Annotated in this window: 23 protein-coding genes and 3 pseudogenes; 15 read left to right on the top strand and 11 right to left on the bottom strand. The window is 60.9% G+C overall.

The genetic code is table 11. From position 1 onward, the window contains the following. Positions 1-48 precede the first annotated feature (48 nt). The 3 genes from BI292_RS13645 to BI292_RS13635 are packed head-to-tail and all read left to right on the top strand — an operon-like array spanning position 49 to position 2,995. Complete coding sequence (locus BI292_RS13645) at positions 49-1,191, top strand: ABC transporter ATP-binding protein (RefSeq protein ID WP_092276560.1); 1,143 nt, start codon at positions 49-51, stop codon at positions 1,189-1,191. Positions 1,192-1,226: 35 nt separating this feature from the next. Further along, entirely contained in the window at positions 1,227-2,108 is an 882-nt protein-coding gene (locus tag BI292_RS13640) for an ABC transporter permease subunit (RefSeq protein WP_178076580.1), read from the top strand. Further along, positions 2,105-2,995 (top strand): ABC transporter permease subunit, encoded by an 891-nt coding sequence (locus BI292_RS13635; RefSeq protein WP_092276566.1) that lies wholly within the window; start codon positions 2,105-2,107, stop codon positions 2,993-2,995. The genes BI292_RS13640 and BI292_RS13635 overlap by 4 nt, the downstream gene beginning before the upstream one ends. A gap of 116 nt (positions 2,996-3,111) precedes the next feature. On the opposite strand, the gene BI292_RS13625 is transcribed toward BI292_RS13635, so the two are convergent. Then, positions 3,112-3,753 carry an HD domain-containing protein gene (locus BI292_RS13625; protein WP_092276569.1) on the bottom strand — a complete coding sequence of 214 codons (642 nt, stop codon included), beginning with the start codon at positions 3,751-3,753 and terminating at the stop codon, positions 3,112-3,114. 337 nt (positions 3,754-4,090) lie between these two features. On the opposite strand from BI292_RS13625, the gene BI292_RS13620 reads away from it, so the two are divergent. Further along, complete coding sequence (locus BI292_RS13620) at positions 4,091-5,056, top strand: GlxA family transcriptional regulator (protein ID WP_101208166.1); 966 nt, start codon at positions 4,091-4,093, stop codon at positions 5,054-5,056. A 209-nt stretch (positions 5,057-5,265) separates the two neighbouring features. On the opposite strand, the gene BI292_RS13615 is transcribed toward BI292_RS13620, so the two are convergent. Then, entirely contained in the window at positions 5,266-5,607 is a 342-nt protein-coding gene (locus tag BI292_RS13615) for a carboxymuconolactone decarboxylase family protein (protein WP_092276575.1), read from the bottom strand. Positions 5,608-5,717: 110 nt separating this feature from the next. On the opposite strand from BI292_RS13615, the gene BI292_RS13610 reads away from it, so the two are divergent. Then, positions 5,718-6,623 carry an AraC family transcriptional regulator gene (locus tag BI292_RS13610; RefSeq protein WP_101208165.1) on the top strand — a complete coding sequence of 302 codons (906 nt, stop codon included), beginning with the start codon at positions 5,718-5,720 and terminating at the stop codon, positions 6,621-6,623. Between the two features lie 110 nt (positions 6,624-6,733). Here the strand turns inward: BI292_RS13610 and BI292_RS13605 are convergent, their stop codons facing one another. Both BI292_RS13605 and BI292_RS13600 read right to left on the bottom strand, forming a co-directional pair. Then, entirely contained in the window at positions 6,734-9,136 is a 2,403-nt protein-coding gene (locus tag BI292_RS13605; protein ID WP_101208164.1) for a penicillin acylase family protein, read from the bottom strand. A 118-nt stretch (positions 9,137-9,254) separates the two neighbouring features. Further along, positions 9,255-9,833 carry a DUF6436 domain-containing protein gene (locus tag BI292_RS13600; RefSeq protein ID WP_101208163.1) on the bottom strand — a complete coding sequence of 193 codons (579 nt, stop codon included), beginning with the start codon at positions 9,831-9,833 and terminating at the stop codon, positions 9,255-9,257. Between the two features lie 97 nt (positions 9,834-9,930). Here BI292_RS13600 and BI292_RS13595 point away from each other — a divergent pair, with 97 nt between their 5' ends. Next, positions 9,931-10,878, top strand: a complete 948-nt coding sequence (locus tag BI292_RS13595; RefSeq protein WP_101208162.1) for an alpha/beta hydrolase — start codon at positions 9,931-9,933, stop codon at positions 10,876-10,878. Positions 10,879-11,008: 130 nt separating this feature from the next. On the opposite strand, the gene BI292_RS13590 is transcribed toward BI292_RS13595, so the two are convergent. After that, on the bottom strand, positions 11,009-11,740 hold the full coding sequence (locus BI292_RS13590; RefSeq protein WP_092276591.1) for a DUF2059 domain-containing protein: 732 nt from the start codon (positions 11,738-11,740) through the stop codon (positions 11,009-11,011). Positions 11,741-11,848: 108 nt separating this feature from the next. On the opposite strand from BI292_RS13590, the gene BI292_RS13585 reads away from it, so the two are divergent. After that, a complete protein-coding gene (locus BI292_RS13585) occupies positions 11,849-12,481 on the top strand; it encodes a 2OG-Fe(II) oxygenase (RefSeq protein ID WP_092276594.1) in 633 nt (210 codons plus the stop codon). Between the two features lie 2 nt (positions 12,482-12,483). Next, a complete protein-coding gene (locus BI292_RS13580; RefSeq protein ID WP_101208161.1) occupies positions 12,484-12,969 on the top strand; it encodes a DUF523 domain-containing protein in 486 nt (161 codons plus the stop codon). Positions 12,970-13,517: 548 nt separating this feature from the next. On the opposite strand, the gene BI292_RS13575 is transcribed toward BI292_RS13580, so the two are convergent. Beyond that, positions 13,518-14,105 (bottom strand): transporter substrate-binding domain-containing protein, encoded by a 588-nt coding sequence (locus tag BI292_RS13575; RefSeq protein WP_092276600.1) that lies wholly within the window; start codon positions 14,103-14,105, stop codon positions 13,518-13,520. A gap of 135 nt (positions 14,106-14,240) precedes the next feature. Here BI292_RS13575 and BI292_RS13570 point away from each other — a divergent pair, with 135 nt between their 5' ends. Next, a complete protein-coding gene (locus BI292_RS13570) occupies positions 14,241-14,672 on the top strand; it encodes a DUF4399 domain-containing protein (RefSeq protein ID WP_092276603.1) in 432 nt (143 codons plus the stop codon). A gap of 118 nt (positions 14,673-14,790) precedes the next feature. On the opposite strand, the gene serA is transcribed toward BI292_RS13570, so the two are convergent. Further along, complete coding sequence (gene serA / locus BI292_RS13565; RefSeq protein WP_092276607.1) at positions 14,791-16,020, bottom strand: phosphoglycerate dehydrogenase; 1,230 nt, start codon at positions 16,018-16,020, stop codon at positions 14,791-14,793. Between the two features lie 204 nt (positions 16,021-16,224). Here serA and BI292_RS13560 point away from each other — a divergent pair, with 204 nt between their 5' ends. From BI292_RS13560 to BI292_RS13540, 4 genes are all read left to right on the top strand, one after another. Continuing rightward, the gene (locus tag BI292_RS13560) at positions 16,225-17,619 is read left to right on the top strand and encodes an FAD-binding oxidoreductase (RefSeq protein WP_101208160.1); all 1,395 of its coding nucleotides are present in this window, start codon (positions 16,225-16,227) and stop codon (positions 17,617-17,619) included. A 37-nt stretch (positions 17,620-17,656) separates the two neighbouring features. Continuing rightward, positions 17,657-18,322 carry a fumarylacetoacetate hydrolase family protein gene (locus BI292_RS13555; RefSeq protein ID WP_101208159.1) on the top strand — a complete coding sequence of 222 codons (666 nt, stop codon included), beginning with the start codon at positions 17,657-17,659 and terminating at the stop codon, positions 18,320-18,322. A 254-nt stretch (positions 18,323-18,576) separates the two neighbouring features. Next, complete coding sequence (locus BI292_RS13545; protein ID WP_101208158.1) at positions 18,577-19,506, top strand: SdiA-regulated domain-containing protein; 930 nt, start codon at positions 18,577-18,579, stop codon at positions 19,504-19,506. 129 nt (positions 19,507-19,635) lie between these two features. Then, positions 19,636-20,553, top strand: a complete 918-nt coding sequence (locus tag BI292_RS13540; protein ID WP_101208157.1) for an SdiA-regulated domain-containing protein — start codon at positions 19,636-19,638, stop codon at positions 20,551-20,553. A 113-nt stretch (positions 20,554-20,666) separates the two neighbouring features. Here BI292_RS13540 and rpiA read toward each other — a convergent pair whose 3' ends face one another. Continuing rightward, a complete protein-coding gene (gene rpiA, locus BI292_RS13535; protein ID WP_101208156.1) occupies positions 20,667-21,338 on the bottom strand; it encodes a ribose-5-phosphate isomerase RpiA in 672 nt (223 codons plus the stop codon). Positions 21,339-21,656: 318 nt separating this feature from the next. On the opposite strand from rpiA, the gene ilvA reads away from it, so the two are divergent. Together ilvA and BI292_RS13520 are read left to right on the top strand one after the other, a co-directional pair. Next, positions 21,657-23,171, top strand: a complete 1,515-nt coding sequence (ilvA, locus tag BI292_RS13525) for a threonine ammonia-lyase, biosynthetic (protein WP_101208155.1) — start codon at positions 21,657-21,659, stop codon at positions 23,169-23,171. A gap of 39 nt (positions 23,172-23,210) precedes the next feature. Further along, positions 23,211-23,636: a DUF2269 domain-containing protein gene (locus BI292_RS13520; RefSeq protein WP_101208154.1), complete on the top strand. Its 426-nt coding sequence runs from the start codon at positions 23,211-23,213 to the stop codon at positions 23,634-23,636. Positions 23,637-23,758: 122 nt separating this feature from the next. Here the strand turns inward: BI292_RS13520 and BI292_RS13515 are convergent. The 3 pseudogenes from BI292_RS13515 to BI292_RS13505 all read right to left on the bottom strand — a co-directional run. Continuing rightward, positions 23,759-23,836: pseudogene (locus BI292_RS13515) on the bottom strand (HAD-IB family hydrolase); the annotation flags it as partial. A 124-nt stretch (positions 23,837-23,960) separates the two neighbouring features. After that, positions 23,961-24,041: pseudogene (locus BI292_RS13510) on the bottom strand (HAD-IB family hydrolase); the annotation flags it as partial. 121 nt (positions 24,042-24,162) lie between these two features. Next, positions 24,163-24,240, bottom strand: a pseudogene (locus BI292_RS13505) (HAD-IB family hydrolase); the annotation flags it as partial. Positions 24,241-24,337: the final 97 nt, after the last annotated feature.

The following is a 24,337-nucleotide window of genomic DNA, read 5'->3' as shown; positions in this document are numbered from 1 at the left end:
TGGCTCACCTTGAGCGAACTGCACTCTTTTGTTTTGGGAGTTTCGTAAATGGCAGTTGCCTCCGGCGCCTACAAGAAAGCCCTCGAGGGCGACCAGACACCGAAGCAGGTGTTGGTCAAAATCGACCGGGTCACGAAGAAGTTCGACGAGACGATTGCCGTGGACGACGTGTCCCTGGAAATCAAGAAGGGCGAAATCTTCGCCCTGCTCGGCGGTTCGGGATCGGGCAAATCCACCTTGCTGCGCATGCTCGCAGGGTTTGAACGGCCCACGGAGGGGCGCATTTTCCTCGATGGCGTGGACATCACCGATATGCCGCCGTACGAGCGGCCGATCAACATGATGTTCCAGTCCTACGCCTTGTTCCCGCACATGACCGTGGCGCAGAACATCGCGTTCGGCCTCAAGCAGGACAAGATCCCGGCGGCTGAAGTTGATGCGCGTGTGGCCGAAATGCTCAAACTGGTGCAGATGAGCCAGTTCGCCAAACGCAAGCCGCATCAGTTGTCCGGCGGCCAGCGTCAGCGTGTGGCGCTGGCGCGTTCGTTGGCCAAGCGGCCGAAGCTGTTGCTGCTCGACGAGCCGATGGGCGCACTGGACAAGAAACTGCGTTCGCAGATGCAGCTTGAGCTGGTCGAGATCATCGAGCGCGTCGGCGTGACCTGCGTCATGGTCACCCACGATCAGGAAGAGGCCATGACCATGGCCGAACGCATTGCGATCATGCACCTGGGCTGGATCGCGCAGATCGGCAGCCCGATCGACATCTACGAAACCCCGACCAGCCGTCTGGTCTGCGAATTCATCGGCAACGTCAACATCTTCGAAGGTGAAGTGATCGACGACGCCGAGGGTTACGCGACCATCACCTGCAAAGACCTCGATCGGCAGATCTACGTCGGCCACGGCATCAGTACCTCGGTGCAGGACAAGTCGGTCACTTACGCGATTCGTCCGGAGAAACTGCTGGTCACCGCCCAGATGCCGACCTGCGAATACAACTGGTCGAGCGGCAAAGTGCACGACATCGCCTACCTCGGCGGCCACTCGGTGTTCTACGTCGAATTGCCGAGCGGCAAACTGGTGCAGTCGTTCGTGGCCAACGCCGAGCGCCGTGGCCAGCGTCCGACCTGGGGCGATCAGGTTTACGTGTACTGGGAAGATGACAGCGGCGTGGTACTTCGCTCATGAACATGCGCAAATTCAAACGCCGTATCAACCGAATAATCCCCAATGGCCGCCAACTGGTCATCGGGGTTCCGTTCATCTGGCTGTTCCTGTTCTTCATGTTGCCGTTCTTCATTGTCTTGAAGATCAGCTTCGCCGAAGCCGACGTGGCCATCCCGCCGTACACCGAGATTTACACCTTTGCCGAGCAGAAGCTGCAACTGCTGCTGAACCTCGGCAACTACGCGATGCTCGGCGACGACGAGCTGTACATCGCCGCGTACCTCGGCTCGCTGAAGATGGCGCTGATCAGCACCGTCCTGTGTCTACTGATCGGCTACCCGATGGCCTACGCCATCGCCACCGCCCGCAAAGAGCTGCAAACGGTGCTGGTGTTGCTGATCATGATGCCGACCTGGACCGCGATTCTGATCCGCGTGTATGCGTGGATGGGCATCCTCAGCAACAACGGTTTGCTCAACGGTTTCCTGATGACCATGGGCTGGATCGACGAACCGCTGCAGATCCTCAATACCAACTTGGCGGTCTACATCGGCGTCGTTTACTCCTATCTGCCGTTCATGATCCTGCCGCTCTACGCCAACTTGGTGAAACACGACAACAGCCTGCTGGAAGCCGCGTCGGACCTTGGTTCGAGCACGTTCAACAGCTTCTGGAAAATCACTATTCCGCTGTCGAAAAACGGCATTGTCGCCGGGTGCATGCTGGTCTTCATTCCGGTGGTCGGCGAGTTCGTGATTCCGGAACTGCTCGGCGGTCCGGAAACCTTGATGATCGGTAAAGTGCTCTGGCAAGAATTCTTCAACAACCGTGACTGGCCGGTGGCGTCTGCCCTGGCGGTGGTGATGCTGGCGATCCTGATCGTGCCGATCATCCTGTTCAACCGCAGTCAGGCCAAGGAAATGGAGGGTAAAGAATGAAGCGCTTCCGTTTCTCGAGTTTCATGCTGATCGTCGGTTTGCTGTTCATCTACGCGCCGATGCTGATCCTGGTGATCTACTCGTTCAACGCCTCGAAACTGGTGACGGTGTGGGGCGGTTGGTCGATCAAGTGGTATGTCGGTTTGCTCGACAACACGCAACTGATGGGCTCGGTATTGCGCTCGCTGGAAATCGCCTGCTACACCGCGATTGCAGCAGTGGCGCTCGGCACGCTGGCGGCGTTTGTGCTGACGCGCATCACCCACTTCAAGGGCCGCACGCTGTTTGGCGGGCTGGTGACGGCGCCGCTGGTGATGCCCGAAGTGATCACCGGTCTGTCGCTGTTGCTGCTGTTTGTGGCGATGGCGCAGATGATCGGTTGGCCGCAGGAGCGCGGCATCGTCACCATCTGGATCGCTCACACGACGTTCTGTGCGGCGTATGTGGCGGTGGTGGTGTCGGCGCGCTTGCGTGAGCTGGACCTGTCGATCGAAGAAGCGGCGATGGACCTCGGCGCGCGGCCGTGGAAGGTGTTCCTGCTGATCACCATTCCAATGATCGCGCCGTCGCTGGCGGCGGGCGGGATGATGTCGTTCGCGCTGTCGCTGGATGACCTGGTGCTGGCGAGTTTTGTTTCGGGGCCGGGTTCGACGACCTTGCCGATGGAAGTGTTCTCGGCGGTGCGTCTGGGCGTGAAGCCTGAGATCAACGCGGTGGCGAGTCTGATACTGCTGGCGGTGTCGATCGTGACCTTCCTGGTCTGGTTCTTCAGTCGTCGCGCCGAAGAAAACCGCAAACGCGCGATCCAGCAAGCCATCGAAGAAAGCGCCGCCGATTCGTGGAAGCAACCGGACGTACGCCGTCCGCAAGCGCCGCAAGCGGCCTGATCCGGCGATGCTCGTTCCCCTGTGGGAGCGAGCTTGCTCGCGATAGCGGACTGTCATTCAACCCTTTCGTTGAATGTTATGCCCTCATCGCGAGCAAGCTCGCTCCCACCGTTGTTTCAGGACACCCAAGGGGATTTGCGGATGATCTCGACGAAGTTCATCGGTTTGAATCCCGGCTCGCTGTCCACCAGCACATCCGCGTTGACCGTGCCAAACGTGGTATCGGGTTTGTGCTTGAAGCCGTTGGCGAACGCACACAGGATGCATTCCTTGAACCCGTCGCCACGCGGGTGAGCGTGCACCACCGCTTCACGCTGCTCGCTCGGGAACGCCGCGTAATCGATGCCGAGCACGTCCATCTCGACCCCCGCCGTCACCAGCGCCACGTTCGGCCGTAAATGCTGCGGCACGCCCGGAGTGGTGTGCAGCGCAATCGACAGCCAGACTTGCTCGATGTCGTCATCGCTCAAACCATACGGTTTGAGGAACGCTTTGGCAGCGTTGGCACTGTCGACTTCGAACCGCTCGTCATCGCTGCGCTGACCTTCAACCAGCCCCAAGTCATGGAACATCGCGCCGACGTAAAGCAGCTCGGGGTTGTAGGCCAGTTGTTTGCGTTCACCGCTCAACGCGCCGAACAGGAACACCCGGCGCGAGTGGTGGTAAAGCAGATCGGATTCGACGTCGCGGATGTATTCGGTGGTGGCTTTGGCCAACGCGCTGTCAGGGATTTTGATGCCGGCGATGATGCTGCTCATGGTGCTTTCCTCGTGGGGAACGCCGTGGCGGCGCTGCTGGGGAAAGTCTGTTCTCGCCGCGGGTGACGAACAATCGCGGCATGCCTGCGATCCCGGCCAATGAGCATGCAAATCGCGCCAACCTCGCTAGTTGCGCGCGGATTGGCTAGGGTTGAGCGCAGCGTGTGAGCCTTTTGTGGCGAGGGGGCTTGCCCCCGTTGGGTTGCGAAGCAGCCCTGTTTCTCGTCACCGAGTGTGCCGCAATGGGCGTGCTGCGCACTCCAACGGGGGCAAGCCCCCTCGCCACAGTTTTGTATTTGCCATGTTGAAACTTGAAGTCAGAGAGGCGATTCGAGCCATGCAAAAATCCGTCGCCATCGTGGTGTTTTCCGGGGTGCAGGCGCTGGACGTCACCGGGCCCATGGATGTGTTTTCCGAGGCCAATCGTTTTCTTGCGCCGCACGATCACTATCGGCTCGAGGTCATTGGCATCGAGCGCGGGATGATGCCGTGCTCGAACGGTTTGTCGCTCAACGCGCATCGGCATTTCAGCGCCGCACTCGACGCTTACGACTTGCTGCTGGTGGCTGGCGGGCCGCAGTTGCCGTTCATGAATTTTGGCGCGACGTTTGATGCCTGGCTGCGCGATGCCTGCGCGCGGGCGCGGCGCTTTGGCTCGATCTGCAACGGCGCGTTCATTCTCGCGCGTGCGGGTTTGCTCGAGGGGCGCACCGTGACCACGCATTGGGACGACGCGCCAGCGCTGGCGGCGTTGTTTCCGGGCACGCAGGTCGAGGCCGATCGTTTGTACGTGCAGGACGGCGAGCTTTACACCTCGGCCGGGGTCACGGCGGGGATCGATTTGTCGCTGTACCTGCTAGCGCGCGATCACGGCCCGGAAGTCGCGCTCAGCGTCGCCAAGCGGCTGGTGGTGTTCACCCAGCGCTCGGGCGGGCAATCGCAGTTCAGCCCGTTCCTCACGCCGCACGCCGAACCGACTTCGGCAGTGGCGTTGGTGCAGCTCTACGTGTTGGCCAATCTGACTGGCGATCTGGCGCTGTCCGATCTGGCCAACGCCGCCAACATGAGCGCGCGCAACTTTTCCCGGGTGTTTGCCAAGGAAGCCAAAGTGACGCCGGCGGAGTTCGTCGAGCGGGCCCGCGTGGATGCGGCGCGGGTGCTGCTGGAAAGCACGCGCTCGCCGTTGAAAACCGTGGCGTATCAATGCGGCTTTCGCGACGCCCAACACATGCGCAGCGTGTTCAACCGCCGACTGGGCGTGACGCCACAGCAATTTCGCCGCAACTTCACCGCGATGGTCTAGGCAAAATACCGACCCCTGTGCGAACGAGCTTGCTGTGGCAAGAACGCTTACTGTGGCAAGAGCGCTTGCTGTGGCGAGGGGGCTTGCCCCCGTTGGAGTGCGAAGCACTCCCCAATCCCAAGCCGCGATATGCCTGATGCAACCAGTTTGGGAATTTGGGGTTGCTTCGCAACCCAACGGGGGCAAGCCCCCTCGCCACAGGTTTCGCTTCAGTTTTTCAGGGTGTCGTACGCCTCAAGCGTGCGCAGCGAGTAGATGTAAGCCGCGCCGGCATTCAGCGAAATCGCGGTGGCCAGGGTCGCCGCGACTTCCTCTCGACTGGCGCCAGCCTTGATCGCCGCCGCCGTGTGCGAAGCGATACAGCCGTCGCAACGCGTGGTGATCGCCACCGCAATCGAGATCAACTCGCGGGTTTTCACATCCAGCACATCGTTTTCGGCAGCGGCCTCGCCCAACGCCATGTAGGCCTTGACCATTTTCGGGTTGCTCTTGCCCAACGCGCCAAAGGCTTTCTGGATGGTGGGCAGCAGTTCGGACCAGTTATTGAACATTGCATTAACTCCTGAGCAGGTTGGGTGTACTGTTTCGACACGCTCAGTTTTGCCCTTTGGCGCGGTCCGGTTTTGTCCGATCCGCTCAGTCATTTCTTCGATGCGCTCAAATGAATTCGATCGATAAACTCATCACCCTCGCCAATGTGCGCGGGACCCTGGATTTGCGCTGCCAATTCCAGGGCGACTGGGCGCTGGCCCACGAGCAGGAAGTGTTGGGCAAGGCGCCGTATCACATCGTGCTGGCCGGCGATTGCCGCGTCGAATTCCCCGACGGCCAGCGCCTGCCGATGCGCGCCGGGGACATTCTGCTGCTGCCCGGCGGCACGCCCCACGTTATCCACAGCCCCGGCAAAACCGTCGCGCCGAGCGCTCGGCACATCATCCGTGGCGGTGCGTTGCCGGTGCATCGCATCGGTAACGCCAGCCCGGACCTGGACATGCTCTGCGGCAGTTTTCACTACAACCGCGCCTCGCTGCTGTTTGCCTCGCTGCCGGATTATCTGGTGATCCCCAGCGGCGCACTGCCGGCCAACGGGCCGTTGCCGGCGCTGGTCGAGGTGCTGCGCGGCGAGGCGGACGGCAATCAGGCGGGGGCGAAGTTCTTGCTCGACGCGTTGTCGCAGGCCTTGTTCACCCTGATGCTACGCGCGCATCTGGCAACGCTCGGCCCGGCCAGCGGTGCGCTGGCGTTACTCGCCGACAAACGCCTCGGCCGCGCCTGGCAAGCGATGCTCGCGGACCCGGCGCACCAGTGGACCATCGACAGCCTCGCCGATGCCGCGAACATGTCCCGCGCGACGTTCATGCGTGCGTTCGTGAAAGTGGCCGGGGTCTCGCCGTGGGTGTTGCTGACGCAGATTCGGATGGAATTGGCATTCAGTCTGCTCAGCCAATCGCACCTGGGTTTGAGCGATATCGCGTTGCAGGTCGGCTACCAATCGCAAGCGGCGTTCAGCAAGAAATTCAGGGAAATCTACGGCGAAGCGCCGGGGCGGGTGCGGCGCGGGATTTAGATCTTCGGCGCCTGTGATGGCCTTTTCGCGGGCGAGCCTCGCTCCTACGGACGGTGAGATCTGTAGGAGCGAGGCTTGCCCGCGAAGACGGCAGCACAAACACTAAAAAACTACCGCGCTGGCAATAGCTTCAAGGTGCTGCGCGTATTCGCCGTCACTTCTTCATCGCTGAAATGCGCCTGCACGTACATGCCGTCGATGTACGCCTCAGCCTGGTCCTCATAGTGCCGATCAAACGGCACGCCACTTTGCCCGACCGGGTTGATGGTCAGGCTGTGCGCCGCGTCGGCGAAATCGATCAGCCGCCGCGTCGATGGCCCGTAAGTCACCGGCCACGGCGCCGGGCCGATTTTCGCCGAGAGGTTGTTCGGCACTTCGTGGGTGCCGGGCGCGTCGAACGGGCCGACGTTGAAAACCCGCTCCAACGGCTTTTGCGTGCCCAACGGATGACCATGAGTCAGCGTGTGCGCCTTGCCCCACAGCCATTGCGCAGAATCGGCGCCGAGCGTGGTTTTCAGATGCGCGAGGCTCGCCTGCCAGGCGACTTTGACCGTGTCGGCGCGGGTCTCTTTGGCGGGCGTGGCGCGGTTGTCCCACCACGGTGAATCCGCGCTGGCGGCGAGGCGCGGCAACGCGGCGTCGATCACTCGGGTGGAGAGCAGGGTTTCGAAAAAGTCATTGCCCAACTCATCGCGCAGCGTCGCGTCGGTGAGGTTGAACAGGAATTGGTTGAACAGCGTGGCGCTGATCGAGTCCAGCGGATAGTCGCCCGGCCATAACGCCAATTGTTCGACCAGTTTACGCTCGGCCGGGTCGCTGACCACTTCGCGCAATACCGGCAGCAGCGGCGCGAGCAGGCGCGGGCCATACGCGGTGGTGGTGCCCAGTTGCAGCTGCTGATTGGCCTCGTTGTCCCACTTCACGTTCTTGTCGCTGAGCTGGCGATTCAGCTGCTGGCCGCGATCAGCCAGGTTGTAGTAACCGGGGATTTCCATGCCGGTCGGCGAAACCGGCTGGAAATTGGCCGAGACGATGTAGCCGCGCGCCGGGTTTTCTTCCTGCGGGTTGGCGCTGAACGGGTAAAAACCTTCCTTGTCCGGCTGATTGCTGCTGCCGTCGAGGATGAAACCCGGCTTGACCCCGGCCGGCCGCTTGGGCAATAACGCCGACGCCCACCAACCGATATCACCCTTGGCATTGGCGTAAACGATGTTCAGCCCCGGCGCTTGCACCTTGGCTGCGGCGGCGCGCGCCTTGGCCAGCGTGTGGGCGCGGTTGAGCTGGTAAAAGCCTTCGAGAATCGGGTTCGGCGTTTCGAGGAACGCCCACCACATCGCCACCGGCGTCTTGCCGGCGGCAGTGCCGAGCGCGTCGTTGATGATCGGCCCGTGCGGCGATTGGCGCAGGGTCAGCGTGACCGGCGCCTGACCTTTCACGGCGATCTGCTGTTCGGTGTTGAGCAGGTCCACCCACTGGCCGCGATACCAGACCTGATTCGGATTGTCCGGGTTGACCTTCTCGGCGATCAGGTCCAGATCGTCGTTCTGGAACATGGTCAGGCTCCAGCCGAAATCCAGGTTGTGCCCCAGAAACGCAAACGGCACCAGCGCCTGATGATGCCCGTACAACTCGAAACCCGGCGCCGACAATTGCGCCTCGTACCACACCGACGGCACCGAAAAGCGAATGTGCGGATCACCGGCCAGCAGCGGTTTGCCGCTCTTGCTGCGATTGCCGGCGATGGCCCAGGCGTTGCTGCCCTCGAACTGCGGCAAGCCGTTGTCGCCCAGCGCCTGTTCGCTCAAACGGGCGAGGGCGTTGAGGTCTTTCCAGTCGCTGGCGGCGAGGGCCACGCCCGGTTGGCTGTGGGTTTTGGCGAGGACGCCGTTGGGCTGCCAGTCGAGGTCGAAGATGTTCAGGTAATCGGCGCCGAGCTGATCGCGCACGTAAGTCATCAACGGCTCGGTGCGAAACGCGGCGGCAAAACTGTAGGCCATGTAACCGGCGACGCTGATGCTGTCTTCGGCGGTGAACGGGCGTTTGCTGATGCCCAGCACGTCGAACTCGACCGGCGCCGCGTGGCTGTCCTGATATTGGTTGATCCCGTCCAGATACGCTTGCAGGGCTTTCCACGCCGGCGACTGGCGATCCAGTGCGGCGACATAACGGTCAGCGCGTTCGCGGATGCGCAGGCTGCGGAACAGTTTGTCGGTGTCGAGCAGTTTCGGCCCGAGGACTTGCGCCAGTTCGCCACGGGCGAGACGGCGCATGGCTTCCATCTGAAACAAACGGTCTTGGGCGTGCACGTAGCCGAGGGCGCGATAAAGGTCGGTTTCATTCTCGGCGCGCAAGTGCGGCACGCCGCGCTCGTCGTAGCGCACGGTCACCGAGCCTTGCAGGTTGCGCAACTCGACCTGGCCCTGACGCGTTGGCTGCTTGCTGTACAGGTAAACGCCGACGCCAACGGCCAGCGCGATGATCAGCAAGGCAAGTACGGTCAGGACGCGCTTCATGGTGACTCCCTGTTCTTCTGGCGAACCGCTTTTCTGCATGGCCGCCGGTGTGAGCTGCCAACGTTTAGCACAGACCTCCCGTGCCGCGCACTGTGGTCCTTGAATAGTCCGGAATGCCTTACTGCGTTTCCACCGGCCACGGGCAATAGCAACCCACCGCCAGCGTGTGCGTCGCGCTGACGCTGCGGCCCTGGTTCAACGCTTGCAGGATCGGTTCGATAAAGCTGTTGCTGGAGTTGCAGGTCAGGCCTTCGCTGTACGGGCCGAAATAGGCGAGTTTGCCGGCGCGGTCCCAGATCGCTACGGCGGGGCTGGCCGGGATCTGCTCGGAACCGGGCAAGACGTTGATGCTTTTCAGGCTGCTCAAGGTGCTGGGCAACTGGCCGTGGCTGCCGGGTTTTTGCACTGCGTAAAACTCGACGCCTTGCGACACGTAGTGCTCGACCAGTTCGCTGAGGTGCTGTTGATTGCCGACATTGCACGGGCAGGCCGGGTCCCAGAAATGCACGAGGCGGATCGCGCCGGGGCCGGCGAGGTCGTCGGGCAGGCGCAGCGGGTCGCCGGAAAACACCGCCGTGTGTTCGCTGAAAGCGCGTAAGTAGCGGCCCTGAAACCAGTCGTAAGCCGCCCACAACACGCCGGCGCACACGAGGGCGAGCAGGCTGGCAAACAGAGTGGTGCGGTAGGCCGGACGCATGGCTTTCAATCCTCGAAGATCGCCCAGCTTGCCATGCTTGCCGCGACAGATGAATATCGCAGGCCCATAAAGTCTGTTTCGCGCTCTGGAATAACCCATGCCTGCCACTTTCGATCCCGATCACCTCCGTGCCAGCCTGCGGCCATTGGCCGAGTGGCAGCCGTTGTCGGCGCAGGGCCAGGCGTACCAGCTTTTTTATGGTTTGGACTTTCCGGGCCGCACGCTGCGCCAGGGTCTGGGGCGTTTTCAGGTGGCGGAATATGAGGTGGTCAGCCAGGTCTGGTGGCCGGAGCGGGCGAAAGCGACGTTGTTTGTGTTTCACGGTTTCTACGATCACACCGGTTTGTATCGGCATGTGATCGAGTGGGCGCTGGATCAGGGGTTCGCGGTGATCGCCTGCGATTTGCCGGGGCATGGACTGTCCAGCGGCGAGCGCGCGAGCATCAAGGATTTCGCCGAGTATCAGGACACCCTGCAAGGCTTGTTCGTCGAAGCGCAAACGCTGGGTCTGCCGCAACCGTGGCACCTCTGCGGGCAGAGCACCGGCGGCGCGATCGTGATTGATCATGTGCTCAATCACGGCGTCGACAGCCCGGCGCAGGGGCAGGTTATTTTGCTCTCGCCGCTGGTTCGGCCACGGGCGTGGGGCTGGTCGCAGCTGAGTTATCACGTGCTGCGGCCGTTCGTCAAAGGCATCGCCCGGCGCTTCAGCGAGAATTCCAATGACCCGGCGTTTCTGCCGTTTCTGCAGGCCGATCCGTTGCAGCCGCTGCGTTTGCCGACGGCTTGGGTCGGGGCGCTGCGGCGCTGGATCAGGCGTGTCGAAGGGGCGCCGAAGAGTCCGCGACGGCCGCTGATTGTGCAGGGGCAAGCGGACATGACGGTGGATTGGCAGCATAACCTTGCGGTGTTGAATGCCAAGTTCGATCGGCCGCAGGTGTTGATGCTGCCGTTGGCGCGGCATCATTTGGCGAATGAGACGGCGGCGTTGAGGGAAGAGTATTTCGGGTTTTTGACCAAGCGGATCAAGGGGCGCAATCTTTAGCGGCCTTACCAGCCTCTTCGCGGGCAAGCCTCGCTCCTACATTTGGAATGCATATCCCCTGTAGTAGCGAGGCTTGCCCGCGAAGGCGATCTATCAAGCACCAAAAAATCACTGGGTAGGGCTAAAAATCCTACTGCCCCACCGCCAACCCGGCGCGGATCGCTGCCAGCGCAGCCTGGTAATACGCTTTGCCTTCCGCCGATTCGGCGAACGTTGCGAATTCTTCCAGTTCGTTATCCGACAAGTCGCGATAGACGTAGAGCAGCGTGTTGTTGAGGTCGGCGCTCATTTGATCCATCAAGCGCTGGCGCTGACCGTTCAACATGCCCGGCGCCTGACCGCCACCGAGCAAACCGGGGATCATCGAACTCAAACTGTCAGCGGCGATGCCGGCAATCGCCAGCGTCACTTCGGCGCCGGCCTCGCGGGCGGGCAGGGCCTGGGCGAGGTGGCCGATGATCAGCAGGCGGCTGTCACTGGCTTGGATCTTGGGCAACCCCGTGGCATTTTTCGCCAGTTGATCGCGGCGGGTCGCAAGCAATTCAGCGGCTACGATCTTCTTGCCCAGCGGCGACTGGAAAAACGTCAGCGCTGGTTTCGGATCGGCGAGGGTCTGGCGAAATTGCGCTTCGGCGCGCTGATCCATGGCTTGCGGGGCGAAGCGCTGGTTGCTGTTGTTCAGCAATGCCTGAAACACCGCCGGCGGCAGGCTGTTCTGGTAGCGCTGCTGCGCGGCCGACAGGGCTTCGTTGAAATGCGCGCGTTGTTCTGGCCAACCGGCGACCTTGTACAACTGGTCGTGGTCGTCTGCCCACGCGGGCAAAACGCAGAACATCAGCAGTGAGAAAAGCAAACGGCGCATAGGGACTCCTGTCAGCAGGCGACTATTCTCCGTGCGGTACAAGAACTTGTCGAGAATTCGTATCAGCCCGCTGCGCGGCTCTGTCGGATTTGCAGGCACAGGAATACTATGCGCGCCATGCAAATATCCTCTGATCACCCACTGCTGTTACGTATCGTCGACGACCTGGCCGAACGGGGCTGGTCGCAGCAGAATATTTTCCTGCCTCTGGGTCTGACCCGGGAGTTGGCGGCTGAGTGCCGTAAACGTGCAGCCGAGGGTGAATTGGCGCCGGCAGCGGTAGGCCGTGGGCCGACTTCGGAGATTCGCGAAGGCATTCGCGGCGACCATATTCAGTGGCTCGAACCGGGTGAAGCCGAGTCCTGCGACAGCTACCTGAGCCTGATGGACAGCCTGCGCGAGGCGATGAACCGTGGTTTGTTCCTCGGTCTGGAAGACTTCGAAAGCCACTTCGCGATGTACCCGCCCGGCGCGTTCTACCTTAAGCATGTCGACCGTTTCCGCGACGATGACCGGCGCATGGTGTCGGCGGTGATCTACCTCAACGATGCGTGGCTGCCGGAGCATGGCGGCGAATTGCGCATGTATTTGAAGGGCGGCGTCGAACACAACGTGGTGCCCACCGGCGGCTGCCTGGTGGTGTTCCTGTCGGGCGAAGTGCCCCACGAAGTCCTGCCCGCGACCCGCGATCGCCTGTCATTGACCGGGTGGTTTCGCCGGCGCGGCAACGAGCCGTTCTGATCATGCAAAAGATTCTGGTAAGCCGCTGCCTGCTCGGCCACCGCGTGCGCTACGACGGCGGCGCGAGTGGGCCATTTGATCTGTTGGACCAGTGGATCGCCGAAGGTCGGGTGGTGCCGTTGTGCCCGGAAGTCGCGGGCGGGCTGCCGACGCCGCGCGCGGCGGCGGAAATACCGGGCGGGCAGGGCGCTGAAGTGCTTGATGGCCAGGCCTCGGTGATCACCACCGAGGGCGAGGACGTCAGCGCGGCGTTTCTGTCGGGGGCATGGCAGGCGCTGGAACTGGTGCAAAAGCACGCGATCCGGATTGCCGTGTTGAAGGCCAACAGCCCGTCGTGCGGGAATGTGCTGACCTATGACGGCACATTCAGCGGCGTGAAAGTCGCCGGCGAAGGCGTGACGGCGGCGCTGCTCAAGCGCCATGGCGTGCAAGTGTTCAGTGAGCTGGAGTTGATTGAGGCGGCGCTGGCTTTGAGAGCTTTGAGCTGATCCTGAATCCACCCCTCACCCTAACCCTCTCCCCAGAGGGTAGAGGGGACTGACCGAGTCGTCCTTGGAGCTACATCGACCTGAATTACCGAGTTGAACTCAAGTCTTGAAAAAAGCAGGTCTACTGCGATCAAACGCCGAACTCAGGCTTTAAAGACCATGGAGATCGGCTCCCTTTCCCCTCTCCCCAGAGGGTAGAGGGGACTGACCGAGTTGTCCTTGGAGCTACATCGACCTGAATTACCGAGTTGAACTCAAGTCTTGAAAAAAGCAGGTCTACTGCGATCAAACGTCGAACTCAGGCCTTGAAGACCATGGAGATCGGCTCCCTTTACCCTCTCCCCAGAGGGTAGGGGGGACTGACCGAGTTGTCCTTGGAGCTACATCGACCTGAATTACCGAGTTGAACTCGAGTCTTGAAAAAAGCAGGTCTACTGCGATCAAACGCCGAACTCAGGCCTTGAAGACCATGGAGATCGGCTCCCTTTACCCTCTCCCCTCTGGGGAGAGGGTTGGGGTGAGGGGTGGATCTAAAGGCCTCAAAAATCTCAGGGCTTGGGCTCAACACTCGTATCCGCCCCGAACCATTTCTGCGTCAACGCCTCCAGGCGGCCATCGGCCTTGATCCGTTGCAGCGCGTTGTCCAGGCTCGCGTGAAACGCCGGGTTACCTTTCTGGAACGGAATCGCCAGGCTCACCGGCTCGCTGGCCTTCGGCGCCTCGGCGTTCAACGATTGCACCAGCAGCATCGACTGCGGTTGCGCCGGTTTCTGCGCGATCAATTGCGCGTCGGTGTGGCTGTAAGGCTGGCTGAAGTCGAAACGATCCTTGAGTTCCGCGGTCATTGCTATGTGGTTGATGGCGACGTCGTACTTGCCGGTTTCGACGCCGGGCAGCAGGTCGCCGTTATCGGTGACGACGAAATCGGCGCGCACATCCAGCTCATTGGCCAGCAACTGACCCAACTCGACTTCGAACCCGGTCAGTTTGCCGTCGTCCTTGAAATTGAAGGGCGGTGTATTAGCCTCTAAAGCGATGCGCAATTCACCGCGATCGAACACATCGTCAATCAGTTCGGCATGAGCCAGCGGGCTCAAAAGGGGTAGCAGGCAGATCAGGCCAGGCAAAAAGCGCATGGTCACTCCTTTGAATTCATTATTGCGATGCTCTGATTCAGGCTCGCTTTGCTATGGTTGTCGAGGTCCTTCGACAACGAATGGCCGTGAAGTTGTCACGGCCGTGCGGATTTTACGGAAAAACTGGAGAAGAGAATGAAAACGTTCATGTCACGAGCAGCGTTGGCTGGCCTGTTGATGGGTGCTTCGATGCTGGCAACGGCCGCCACTCCGGCCCCCAAGGGCGCCGAAGCGTTCATTGTTTCCCCGGAAGACGGCGCCACCATCAAACAGGACGCGGTAATCAAGTTCGGCGTCAAGGACATCTCCCTGGCGCCGGCCGGTGACTCGACTGCGCATTCAGGTCACCACCATTTGCTGATCGACACCGCGCCGATTGCTGCCGGTCAAGTCATCCCGGCAGACGCCAAACATGTGCATTTTGGCAAAGCGCAGACGGAAGTGAAGGTTTCCGATCTGAAACTGACTCCAGGCAAACACACTTTGCAGCTGGAGTTGGGCGACATGGGACACATGGCTTTCGAGCCGCCAATCGTTTCGAAAAAGATCACCGTCAACGTCGAATAAAAAAAGGGAGCCCCGAGGGGCTCCCTTTTTTATTAGCTGCAAGTTTCAAGCTTCAAGCCTCAAGTAGAAGCAAAAGCGAACTTAGCTTGCCGCTTGAAGCTTGAGGCTTGCCGCTGTCTTAGAACAACACGCGGCAACGAATGGTGCCATTGATGTGCTGCAGTTTCTCCTGGGCGATTTCCGAGTAATCGGCGTCGACGTCGATCACGACGTAGCCGACTTTCTCGTTGGTCTGCAGGAACTGACCGGAAATGTTGATACCGTTTTCGGCAAAAACCTTGTTGATCTCGCTCATCACACCCGGAATGTTCTCGTGGATGTGCAGCAAACGGTGCTTGCCAGGGTGAGCCGGCAGGGCCACTTCCGGGAAGTTGACCGACGACACCGACGTCCCGTTGTCGCTGTACTTGACCAGTTTTTCCGCCACTTCCAGACCAATGTTGGCTTGCGCTTCAGCGGTGGAACCGCCGATGTGCGGGGTCAGGATCACGTTGTCGAGGCCACGCAGCGGGCTTTCGAATTCTTCGTCGTTGGAGCGTGGCTCCACCGGGAAGACGTCGATGGCTGCGCCGATCAGGTGCTTGTCCTTGATCGCGTCCGCCAGTGCTTCGAGCTCGACCACGGTGCCGCGCGCAGCGTTGATCAGAATGCCGCCCTTCTTGATGGCGCGGATTTCCTTCTCGCCGATCATCCACTGGGTGGCGGCGGTTTCCGGAACGTGCAGGGTGACGATGTCAGACATGCCAAGCAGATCGGTCAACTTGCCGACCTGCGTCGCGTTGCCCAACGGCAGCTTGGTCACGGTGTCGTAGAAGAACACCTGCATGCCCAGGCCTTCGGCCAAAACCGACAACTGCGTGCCGATCGAGCCGTAACCGACGATGCCGAGCTTCTTGCCACGGATCTCGAAGGAGTTGGCCGCGCTCTTGATCCAGCCGCCACGGTGGCAGGAAGCGTTTTTCTCAGGGATGCCGCGCAGCAACAGGATCGCTTCGGCCAGCACCAGCTCAGCCACGGAGCGGGTGTTGGAGTACGGCGCGTTGAACACAGCGATACCGCGTTCGCGGGCAGCGTTCAGGTCAACCTGGTTGGTGCCGATGCAGAAACAGCCGACGGCGACGAGTTTCTTCGCGTGATCGAAGATTTCTTCGGTCAGCTGCGTGCGGGAGCGAATGCCGATGAAGTGTGCATCAGCGATCTTTTCCTTCAACTGGGCTTCCGGCAGAGAACCGGTGAGGTACTCGATGCTGGTGTAGCCAGCCGACTTGAGAACGTCGACAGCCGATTGGTGGACGCCTTCGAGAAGAAGGAACTTGATCTTGCTCTTATCGAGAGAAGTCTTGCTCATCTGCGTAAACCTGTATCCCGGAGAAAAATGGCAGGAAATAGCCAGCAGACGCTGACCCGGACGGCAGGAAAGCCGTCGCCGCAGAATAGCCTTTGGGCACTACCCTGCGGGGTCGGTATGCTAGCATACGCACCCCGCTAAACACTCATTCCTGCGACGTGAAGCGTTCTCAGGATGACCATGAATTGTTCGAGAGTTCTGTCGATGACCAATCCTGCCCTGATTGAAGAGCTGAAGACCCTGGTTGAGCCTGGCAAGGTCCTGACCGACGCCGACTCCCTGAATGCTTACGGTAAGGATTGGACCAAGCATTTCGCCCCGGCCCCGACGGCCATTGTGTTTCCCAAGACCACCGAACAGGTCCAGGCCATCGTCCGTTGGGCCAACACCCGCAAAGTGGCGCTGGTGCCATCCGGCGGTCGCACCGGGCTTTCCGCCGCTGCCGTGGCGGCGAATGGCGAAGTGGTGGTGTCGTTCGATTACATGAACCAGATCCTCGAAGTGAACCTGACTGACCGCACGGCCGTTTGCCAGCCCGGCGTGGTCACCGAGCATCTGCAGAACGTCGCCGAGGAAAAAGGCTTGTACTACCCGGTGGACTTCGCGTCGGCGGGTTCGAGCCAGATTGGCGGCAATATCGGCACCAATGCCGGCGGGATCAAGGTGATTCGCTACGGCATGACCCGCAACTGGGTCGCCGGCATGAAAGTCGTCACCGGCAAGGGCGATGTGCTGGAACTCAACCGCGACCTGATCAAGAACGCCACCGGTTACGACCTGCGTCAGCTGTTTATCGGCGCTGAAGGCACGCTGGGTTTTGTCGTCGAAGCGACCATGCGCCTCGACCGCGCGCCGAAGAACCTCACCGCTATGGTCCTCGGCACCACCGATTTCGACTCGATCATGCCGGTGCTGCACGCCTTCCAAAGCAAGCTCGACCTGACTGCATTCGAATTCTTCTCCGACAAGGCCCTGGCCAAAGTCATGGCGCGCGGTGACGTGCCGGCGCCGTTCGAGTCCGATTGCCCGTTCTACGCATTGCTGGAATTCGAAGCGACCACTGAAGAAGTGGCCAACCACGCGTTGGAAACCTTCGAGCATTGCGTGGAGCAGGGCTGGGTGCTCGACGGCGTGATGAGTCAGAGCGAAAGCCAGTTGCAGAACCTCTGGAAGCTGCGCGAGTACATCTCCGAAACCATCTCGCACTGGACGCCGTACAAAAACGACATTTCGGTCACCGTGTCTAAAGTCCCGGCGTTCCTCAAGGAAATCGACGCGATCGTCGGCGAACACTACCCGGACTTCGAAATCGTCTGGTTCGGCCATATCGGCGACGGCAACCTGCACCTGAACATCCTCAAACCGGAAAACCTCAGCAAGGACGAGTTCTTTGCCAAGTGCGCGACCGTCAACAAGTGGGTGTTCGAAACCGTCGAGAAGTACAACGGCTCGATTTCTGCCGAACATGGCGTGGGCATGACCAAACGTGATTACTTGACCTACAGCCGCTCGCCGGTTGAGATCGAGTACATGAAAGCCGTGAAAGCGGTGTTCGACCCGAACGGCATCATGAACCCGGGTAAAATTTTCGCGGTTTGATTTTCGAACTTAAGCGCTACGCAACAGGAGTCGGGAAATGAGCTATCAGCACCAGTATGTCGACGGCACGCGTATTCACTTCCCGCTGGGGAAAGTGGTGTGCATTGGCCGTAACTACGCCGAACACGCCAAGGAACTGGACAACCCGGTGCCTACCGAGCCGTTGCTGTTCATCAAGCCGGGCAGTTGCGTGGTGCCGCTGGAAGGCGGTTTTGCGATTCCGACCGAGCGTGGCTCGGTGCATTACGAGGCGGAAATTGCGGTGTTGATCGGCAAGCCGCTGTCGACCAAGCCGAGCCGTGAAGAAGTCCTCGACGCAATCTCCGGTATCGCCCCGGCGCTCGACCTGACCTTGCGCGACAAGCAGGCCGAGCTGAAATCCAAGGGTTTGCCATGGGAAATCGCCAAGTCGTTCGATGGCGCCGCTGTGATCGCGCCGTTCGTGGCCGCCAGCACTTTCGCTGACCTCACCGACATCGGCATTCGCCTGACCATCAATGGCGACGTGCGCCAGGACGGCAACAGCAAGGACATGCTCAACCCGATCGTGCCGATGATCCAGTACATGGCCGGCTGCTTCTCGCTGCAGGCCGGTGACGTGATCCTGACCGGCACCCCGGTCGGCGTCGGCCCGCTGAACGTCGGCGACGAACTGGTGCTGGAATTGCCCGGCGCAAGCAGCTTCAACAGCAGCGTCCGCTAACCGAAACAACGCAAAACCCTGTGGGAGCGAGCTTGCTCGCGATAGCGGCCTGTCATTCGACATCTCTGTTGACTGACACGGCCTCATCGCGAGCAAGCTCGCTCCCACATTGGGTTTTGAGGATTCGCGCAAAGGTGTTCTTGCCATTTCCCGTTTTTTTCACATCCCATCCGGATAATTCTTCGGTCACTGGCCGCTGAGCCAGCCCTGATTGTGCTATTACCCTTAGCCTGAATTTCTGGAACGCATTCCCGATGGCCACCCGACCGCTTCCGACTGCACAAACTTCCCGCCGTCCACGCTTTTTCATGCGCTGGTATTACTGGTTGTTGCTGGTGATCGTTGCGGGTTACGGCTTGGCGTTTGCGATGCATTGGGACGACCGTGGCCTGCTGTGGGTGCTCGAGCGTTTCGAGAGCCCGACCGAGCGCAAGGAAAGCATCTGGCTGCCGGATTACCAGGCAGTGATCGATGGCAAAGCGCTGCCGGGCATGGAAAAGGACGAGGCGTCCGACCTCGCTTACAACCCGCAAACCAAAACCCTGTTTGCCGTCATGGGCAAAAATCCGTTCCTGGTTGAGCTCGATCTGCAGGGCGACGTGCTGCGCAAAATGCCGCTGGTGGGCTGGAGCAACCCGGAAGGCCTGACCGTAATGGCCAATGGTTTGATCGCCATCACCGATGAGCGCGAACACCTGCTGTCGATCGTCAAGATCGATGCCGACACCCGCGAACTGCAACGCGACAACTTCCCCAAATACGACCTCGGCACGTCTGAGGATCAGAACAAAGCGTTCGAGGCGGTCGCCTGGGATTCGCGCAATCAACAGCTGTTGCTCGGCGAAGAACGCCCGCCCGCGTTGTTCACCTGGAAAAGCGACGGCAGCCAGACGCTCAGCGGCGACAAGCAGAAACTCGCCAGCAACGAACTGGACATCCGTAACCTCTCGGCGCTGGCCATCGACCCGCGCACCGGGCACACCCTGGTGCTGTCGGCCGACTCGCACCTGTTGCTGGAACTGGACGAGACGGGCGAACAGGTCAGCTTCATGACCCTGCTCGGCGGCTTCAACGGTTTGAAGAAAACCATCCCCCGCGCCGAGGGCGTGACCATGGACGAGGCGGGCACGCTGTACATGGTCAGCGAGCCGAATCTGTTTTATCGCTTCGAAAAACAGAAATAGCCTACAGCGCAAGGGTGGCGCGCGGGCGCAGGTTAGGGTAAATCTGCTGCACCGCGGCAATAGGCCATTAAGCTTCAGTTCAGACAGCCGTGGTATTTCATCCGCCCGCCCTGTTTTCGAGCTGCCCGAATGCGCCGACTTGCCCGCCCCAAACCACTGGTTTCAATCTTCCTGGTGATTGCCCTGATCGCGCTGGTCGCGATCGGTCAATACATGCGCCTGTTCGAGCGCGCCTGGTTCAATCTGCAAGTGGCTTGGCATCCTTACGGCGAGCAGTCGATTGGCCTGGACCAGTATCAGGTGGTGATCGAGGCGCAGGTGATCGACGGGCTCGACGACGATGTCTCGGCGCTGACTTACGATCCGGTGCGCAAAAGCCTGTTCACGGTGACCAACAAAAATGCCGAACTGGTCGAGATGTCGCTGGAGGGCAAGATCCTGCGACGCATCGCGCTGATCGGTTTCGGCGACGCGGAAGCGGTGGAGTACATCAGCGCCGACACCTACGTGATCTCCGACGAGCGCCAGCAGCGCCTGATCAAGATTCATCTGGAAAAAGACACGACGTTCCTCGACGCCGATGACGCCGAACAGATGACCCTCGGTGTGCACATGAGCAGCAACAAGGGTTTCGAAGGCCTGGCGTATGACTCGGTGGGCAAGCGCCTGTTTGTCGCCAAGGAGCGCGACCCGATGCTGATCTACGAAGTGCAGGGCTTCCCGCATTACAACCCGGAAAAATCCTACGCGGTGCACGTGGTCAACAACCCCAAGCGCGATGCCGGGATGTTTGTGCGTGACCTGTCGAGCCTGCAATACGATGAGCGCAGCGGCCATTTGATGGCGCTGTCGGATGAATCGCGGCTGATTATCGAAATGGACGTGGACGGCCGACCGTTGAGCACGATGTCACTGAACAAGGGGCGTCAGGGGCTGAAGCGGACAGTGCCGCAGGCGGAAGGGATTGCGATGGATGACGACGGCGTGTTGTACCTCGTCAGCGAGCCGAACCTGTTTTACACCTTCAAAAAACCGGCACAACCCTAGCCGTCACCCCAAAACCTTGTAGGAGCAAAGCTTGCTCGCGAACAACGAAAACGCGGTCCGTCAGACACACCGCTGTTCGCGAGCAAGCTCTGCTCCTACAAGAGCGCTATGCGTCAGGCCTTGAGGGTTTTCACGCCTTCAGCGGTGCCCAGCAACAGCAAGTCCGCCGGGCGCGCCGCGAACAGGCCGTTGGTGACGACGCCGACAATCGCGTTGATCTGCTTTTCCAGTTCGACGGGATTGGTGATCTGCATGTTGAACACATCAAGAATGATGTTGCCGTTGTCGGTCAGCACGCCTTCGCGGTAAACCGGGTCGCCGCCCAGTTTCACCAACTCGCGAGCGACGTGGCTGCGGGCCATCGGTATCACTTCGACCGGCAGCGGAAACTCGCCGAGCACCGACACCAGTTTGCTGCCGTCAGCGATGCAGATGAAGGTCTTGGCCACTGCCGCGACAATCTTCTCGCGGGTCAGGGCTGCGCCGCCGCCCTTGATCAGGTTCAGGTGAGCGTCGCTTTCATCGGCGCCGTCGACGTAGAACTCGAGGTCGCTGACGGTGTTGAGTTCATACACCGGAATACCGTGGCCCTTGAGGCGCGCGGCGGTGGCTTCGGAACTGGCGACGGCGCCGTCGAATGCGCCCTTGTGCTTGGCCAGTGCGTCGATGAAGCAGTTGGCGGTGGAGCCGGTGCCGACCCCGACGATGCTTTTGTCGTCGAGTTTCGGGAGGATGAAGTCGACGGCGGCCTGAGCCACTGCCTGTTTGAGTTGATCCTGAGTCATGCGGGCTCCGAAGCGGGCAAGGGGAGAACGGAAAGGCCGGCATTATAGGCTGATGGGTTGCGCGTGTCCCTGTGGCGAGGGGGTTTACCTGTGGCGAGGGGGTTTACCCCCGTTCGGCGGCGTAGCCGTCGTAAAACCTGCTGGGCAGATTGTGTTTGAACGAATGCAGGGGAGCGCTTCGCGCTCCGACGGGGGTAAACCCCCTCGCCACAGGTAAACCCCCTCGCCACAGGTAAAACCACCGGTTTAGTGTGGTCGCTCGGGCGAAAGCCGGGTTAGACTCCTTGGCCCTGCCAACCCGCTCAGTGATGCTTTCCGATGCTCGAACAGTACGTCAAGAAGATCCTCACCTCGCGCGTTTATGACGTTGCCGTAGAAACCCCGTTGCAGACTGCTCGCCAGCTCTCCGAGCGGCTGGGCAACAGCATTTGGCTCAAGCGTGAAGACTTGCAGCCGGTGTTCTCGTTCAAGATTCGCGGCGCTTACAACAAGCTGACGCAACTGAGCGACGAAGAACGCGCGCGCGGCGTGGTCACCGCGTCGGCGGGCAACCACGCGCAAGGCCTGGCCCTGGCGGCCAAGGTATTGGGCGTGAAAGCGACCATCGTCATGCCCAAGACCACCCCGGAAATCAAAGTCGAAGGCGTGCGTTCGCGTGGCGGCAAAGTGGTGCTGCACGGTGATTCGTTCCCCGAAGCCCTGGCCTACTCGCTGAAACTGGTCGACGAAAAAGGCTACGTCTACATCCACCCTTACGATGATCCGCACACCATTGCCGGGCAGGGCACGGTGGCGATGGAGATTCTGCGCCAGCACCCGGCGCCGCTGGATGCGATTTTTGTCCCGGTCGGCGGCGGCGGGCTCATCGCCGGCATCGCCGCTTACGTGAAATACCTGCGCCCGGAGATCAAGATCATCGGCGTCGAGCCGGACGATTCCAATTGCCTGCAAGCGGCAATGGCCGCTGGCGAGCGCGTGGTGCTGCCGACCGTGGGCATCTTTGCCGACGGCGTGGCGGTGGCGCAGATCGGCCATCACACCTTTGAAATCTGCAAAGACTATGTCGATGAAGTGATCGCCGTCAGCACCGATGAAATCTGCGCGGCGATCAAGGACATCTACGACGATACCCGCTCGATCACCGAACCTGCCGGCGCTCTTGGCGTGGCGGGGATCAAGAAGTACGTCGAGCAGCGCGGCGTCAGCGGGCAGACCTTCGTCGCCATCGACTCGGGGGCCAACGTCAACTTCGACCGTTTGCGCCACGTCGCCGAGCGCGCCGAACTGGGCGAGGGCCGCGAAGCCATCATCGCCGTGACCATCCCCGAGAAACCGGGCAGCTTCAAAGCGTTCTGCGAGGCTATCGGCAAGCGCCAGATCACTGAATTCAACTACCGCTACAACACCGGCAGCGAAGCGCACATCTTCGTTGGCGTGCAGACCCACCCGGACACTGATCCGCGCACTGCGTTGATCGCCAGCCTCACCGAGCAGGGTTTCCCGGTGCTCGACCTCACCGACAACGAACTGGCCAAGTTGCACATCCGCCACATGGTCGGTGGCCGCGCGGCGCAAGTGGTCGATGAAGTGGTGCTGCGTTTCGAGTTCCCGGAACGCCCGGGTGCGTTGTTCAACTTCCTCAACAAACTCGGCGGGCGCTGGAACATCTCGATGTTCCACTACCGCAACCATGGCGCGGCGGACGGCCGAGTGGTCGCCGGCCTGCAAGTGCCGCACGACGAACGCCATCTGGTGCCCGCGGCGCTGGAAGAAATCGGCTACCCGTATTGGGATGAAAGCGACAACCCGGCCTATCAGTTGTTTCTTGGCTGAGCGGCTACGCTGATGGGCAAGCCCTGAGGAAATCGAACCATGGAAACGTTAACCGCCCTGAAAATGGCGCACACCGCGGCCACGGCAATATTGTTGGGCTGTGCGCTGGGCTTGGGGATCTGGGTTTGGCAAACGCGACGTAGTGGTGATGCGACTGCTGCGGCCCGCACCTTGCAACGGCCACGGGTGTTTGTCTGGCTGCTGATGGGCCTGGCATTGTTGAGCATGCCGTTTACCGGTTGGTGGATGGTGCATCTGGTGGGCTGGCCGCTGGGGCAGACGTGGATTCTGGCGTCGAGCGTGCTCTACACCGTCGCGGCGCTGGCGTGGTTCTGGCTGCTGGTGCGGTTGAACAAACTGCGCAAGGCGCCGGGCGGCGTGGGCAAATTCACCTTCGCGTTGGCGTTATTCAGTTTTGCCTGCCTGATCGCAATCGCCGGATTGATGGGCGCGAAACCGGTTTGACACGAATAGATATGTAGCAGCTGCCGAGGTACGAGGCTGCGTTGCGTATCCGCAGGACCGCCCTCGGTGGCCGCTGCGCAGCCCGACGCAGCCTCGTGCCTCGGCAGCTGCTACAAAGGGTTTCAGTCGCGCAATGACATGACAGGCCAACCGCGCTTCTCGGCTTCGGCGCGCAGGTTTGGGTCAGGGTTTACGGCCAAAGACACGATCCCTATGTAGCAGCTGCCGAGGTACGAGGCTGCGTTGCGTGTCCGCAGGACCGCCCTCGGGGGCCGCTGCGCAGCCCGACGCAGCCTCGGGCCTCGGCAGCTGCTACAAAGGGTTTCAGTCGCGCAATGACATGACAGGCCAACCGCGCTTCTCGGCTTCGGCGAGCAGGTTTGGGTCAGGGTCTACGGCCAAAGACACGATCCCTATGTAGCAGCTGCCGAGGTACGAGGCTGCGTTGCGTATCCGCAGGACCGCCCTCGGGGGCCGCTGCGCAGCCCGACGCAGCCTCGTGCCTCGGCAGCTGCTACAAAGGGTTTCAGTCGCGCAATGACATGACAGGCCAACCGCGCTTCTCGGCTTCGGCGCGCAGGTTTGGGTCAGGGTCTACGGCCAAAGACACGATCCCTATGTAGCAGCTGCCGAGGTACGAGGCTGCGTTGCGTGTCCGCAGGACCGCCCTCGGGGGCCGCTGCGCAGCCCGACGCAGCCTC

Source organism: Pseudomonas sp. 43NM1 (assembly GCF_002836905.1).
GTDB lineage: Bacteria > Pseudomonadota > Gammaproteobacteria > Pseudomonadales > Pseudomonadaceae > Aquipseudomonas > Aquipseudomonas prosekii.
Note: the sequence above shows the minus strand (reverse complement) of the source record. Positions and strands in the feature narration are given on the sequence as shown.

Bases quoted from the DNA above. Each gene is read 5' to 3' on its own strand.
- BI292_RS13600 (WP_101208163.1), bottom strand. From the start codon at position 9,833: ATGCGTCCGGCCTACCGCACCACTCTGTTTGCCAGCCTGCTCGCCCTC.
- BI292_RS13620 (WP_101208166.1), top strand. From the start codon at position 4,091: ATGCAAAAATCCGTCGCCATCGTGGTGTTTTCCGGGGTGCAGGCGCTG.
- BI292_RS13520 (WP_101208154.1), top strand. From the start codon at position 23,211: ATGGAAACGTTAACCGCCCTGAAAATGGCGCACACCGCGGCCACGGCA.
- serA (WP_092276607.1), bottom strand. From the start codon at position 16,020: ATGAGCAAGACTTCTCTCGATAAGAGCAAGATCAAGTTCCTTCTTCTC.
- BI292_RS13555 (WP_101208159.1), top strand. From the start codon at position 17,657: ATGAGCTATCAGCACCAGTATGTCGACGGCACGCGTATTCACTTCCCG.
- BI292_RS13570 (WP_092276603.1), top strand. From the start codon at position 14,241: ATGAAAACGTTCATGTCACGAGCAGCGTTGGCTGGCCTGTTGATGGGT.
- BI292_RS13615 (WP_092276575.1), bottom strand. From the start codon at position 5,607: ATGTTCAATAACTGGTCCGAACTGCTGCCCACCATCCAGAAAGCCTTT.
- BI292_RS13580 (WP_101208161.1), top strand. From the start codon at position 12,484: ATGCAAAAGATTCTGGTAAGCCGCTGCCTGCTCGGCCACCGCGTGCGC.
- BI292_RS13645 (WP_092276560.1), top strand. From the start codon at position 49: ATGGCAGTTGCCTCCGGCGCCTACAAGAAAGCCCTCGAGGGCGACCAG.
- BI292_RS13625 (WP_092276569.1), bottom strand. From the start codon at position 3,753: ATGAGCAGCATCATCGCCGGCATCAAAATCCCTGACAGCGCGTTGGCC.
- BI292_RS13575 (WP_092276600.1), bottom strand. From the start codon at position 14,105: ATGCGCTTTTTGCCTGGCCTGATCTGCCTGCTACCCCTTTTGAGCCCG.
- BI292_RS13545 (WP_101208158.1), top strand. From the start codon at position 18,577: ATGGCCACCCGACCGCTTCCGACTGCACAAACTTCCCGCCGTCCACGC.
- BI292_RS13605 (WP_101208164.1), bottom strand. From the start codon at position 9,136: ATGAAGCGCGTCCTGACCGTACTTGCCTTGCTGATCATCGCGCTGGCC.
- rpiA (WP_101208156.1), bottom strand. From the start codon at position 21,338: ATGACTCAGGATCAACTCAAACAGGCAGTGGCTCAGGCCGCCGTCGAC.
- BI292_RS13540 (WP_101208157.1), top strand. From the start codon at position 19,636: ATGCGCCGACTTGCCCGCCCCAAACCACTGGTTTCAATCTTCCTGGTG.
- BI292_RS13585 (WP_092276594.1), top strand. From the start codon at position 11,849: ATGCGCGCCATGCAAATATCCTCTGATCACCCACTGCTGTTACGTATC.
- BI292_RS13595 (WP_101208162.1), top strand. From the start codon at position 9,931: ATGCCTGCCACTTTCGATCCCGATCACCTCCGTGCCAGCCTGCGGCCA.
- BI292_RS13560 (WP_101208160.1), top strand. From the start codon at position 16,225: ATGACCAATCCTGCCCTGATTGAAGAGCTGAAGACCCTGGTTGAGCCT.
- ilvA (WP_101208155.1), top strand. From the start codon at position 21,657: ATGCTCGAACAGTACGTCAAGAAGATCCTCACCTCGCGCGTTTATGAC.
- BI292_RS13610 (WP_101208165.1), top strand. From the start codon at position 5,718: ATGAATTCGATCGATAAACTCATCACCCTCGCCAATGTGCGCGGGACC.
- BI292_RS13635 (WP_092276566.1), top strand. From the start codon at position 2,105: ATGAAGCGCTTCCGTTTCTCGAGTTTCATGCTGATCGTCGGTTTGCTG.
- BI292_RS13590 (WP_092276591.1), bottom strand. From the start codon at position 11,740: ATGCGCCGTTTGCTTTTCTCACTGCTGATGTTCTGCGTTTTGCCCGCG.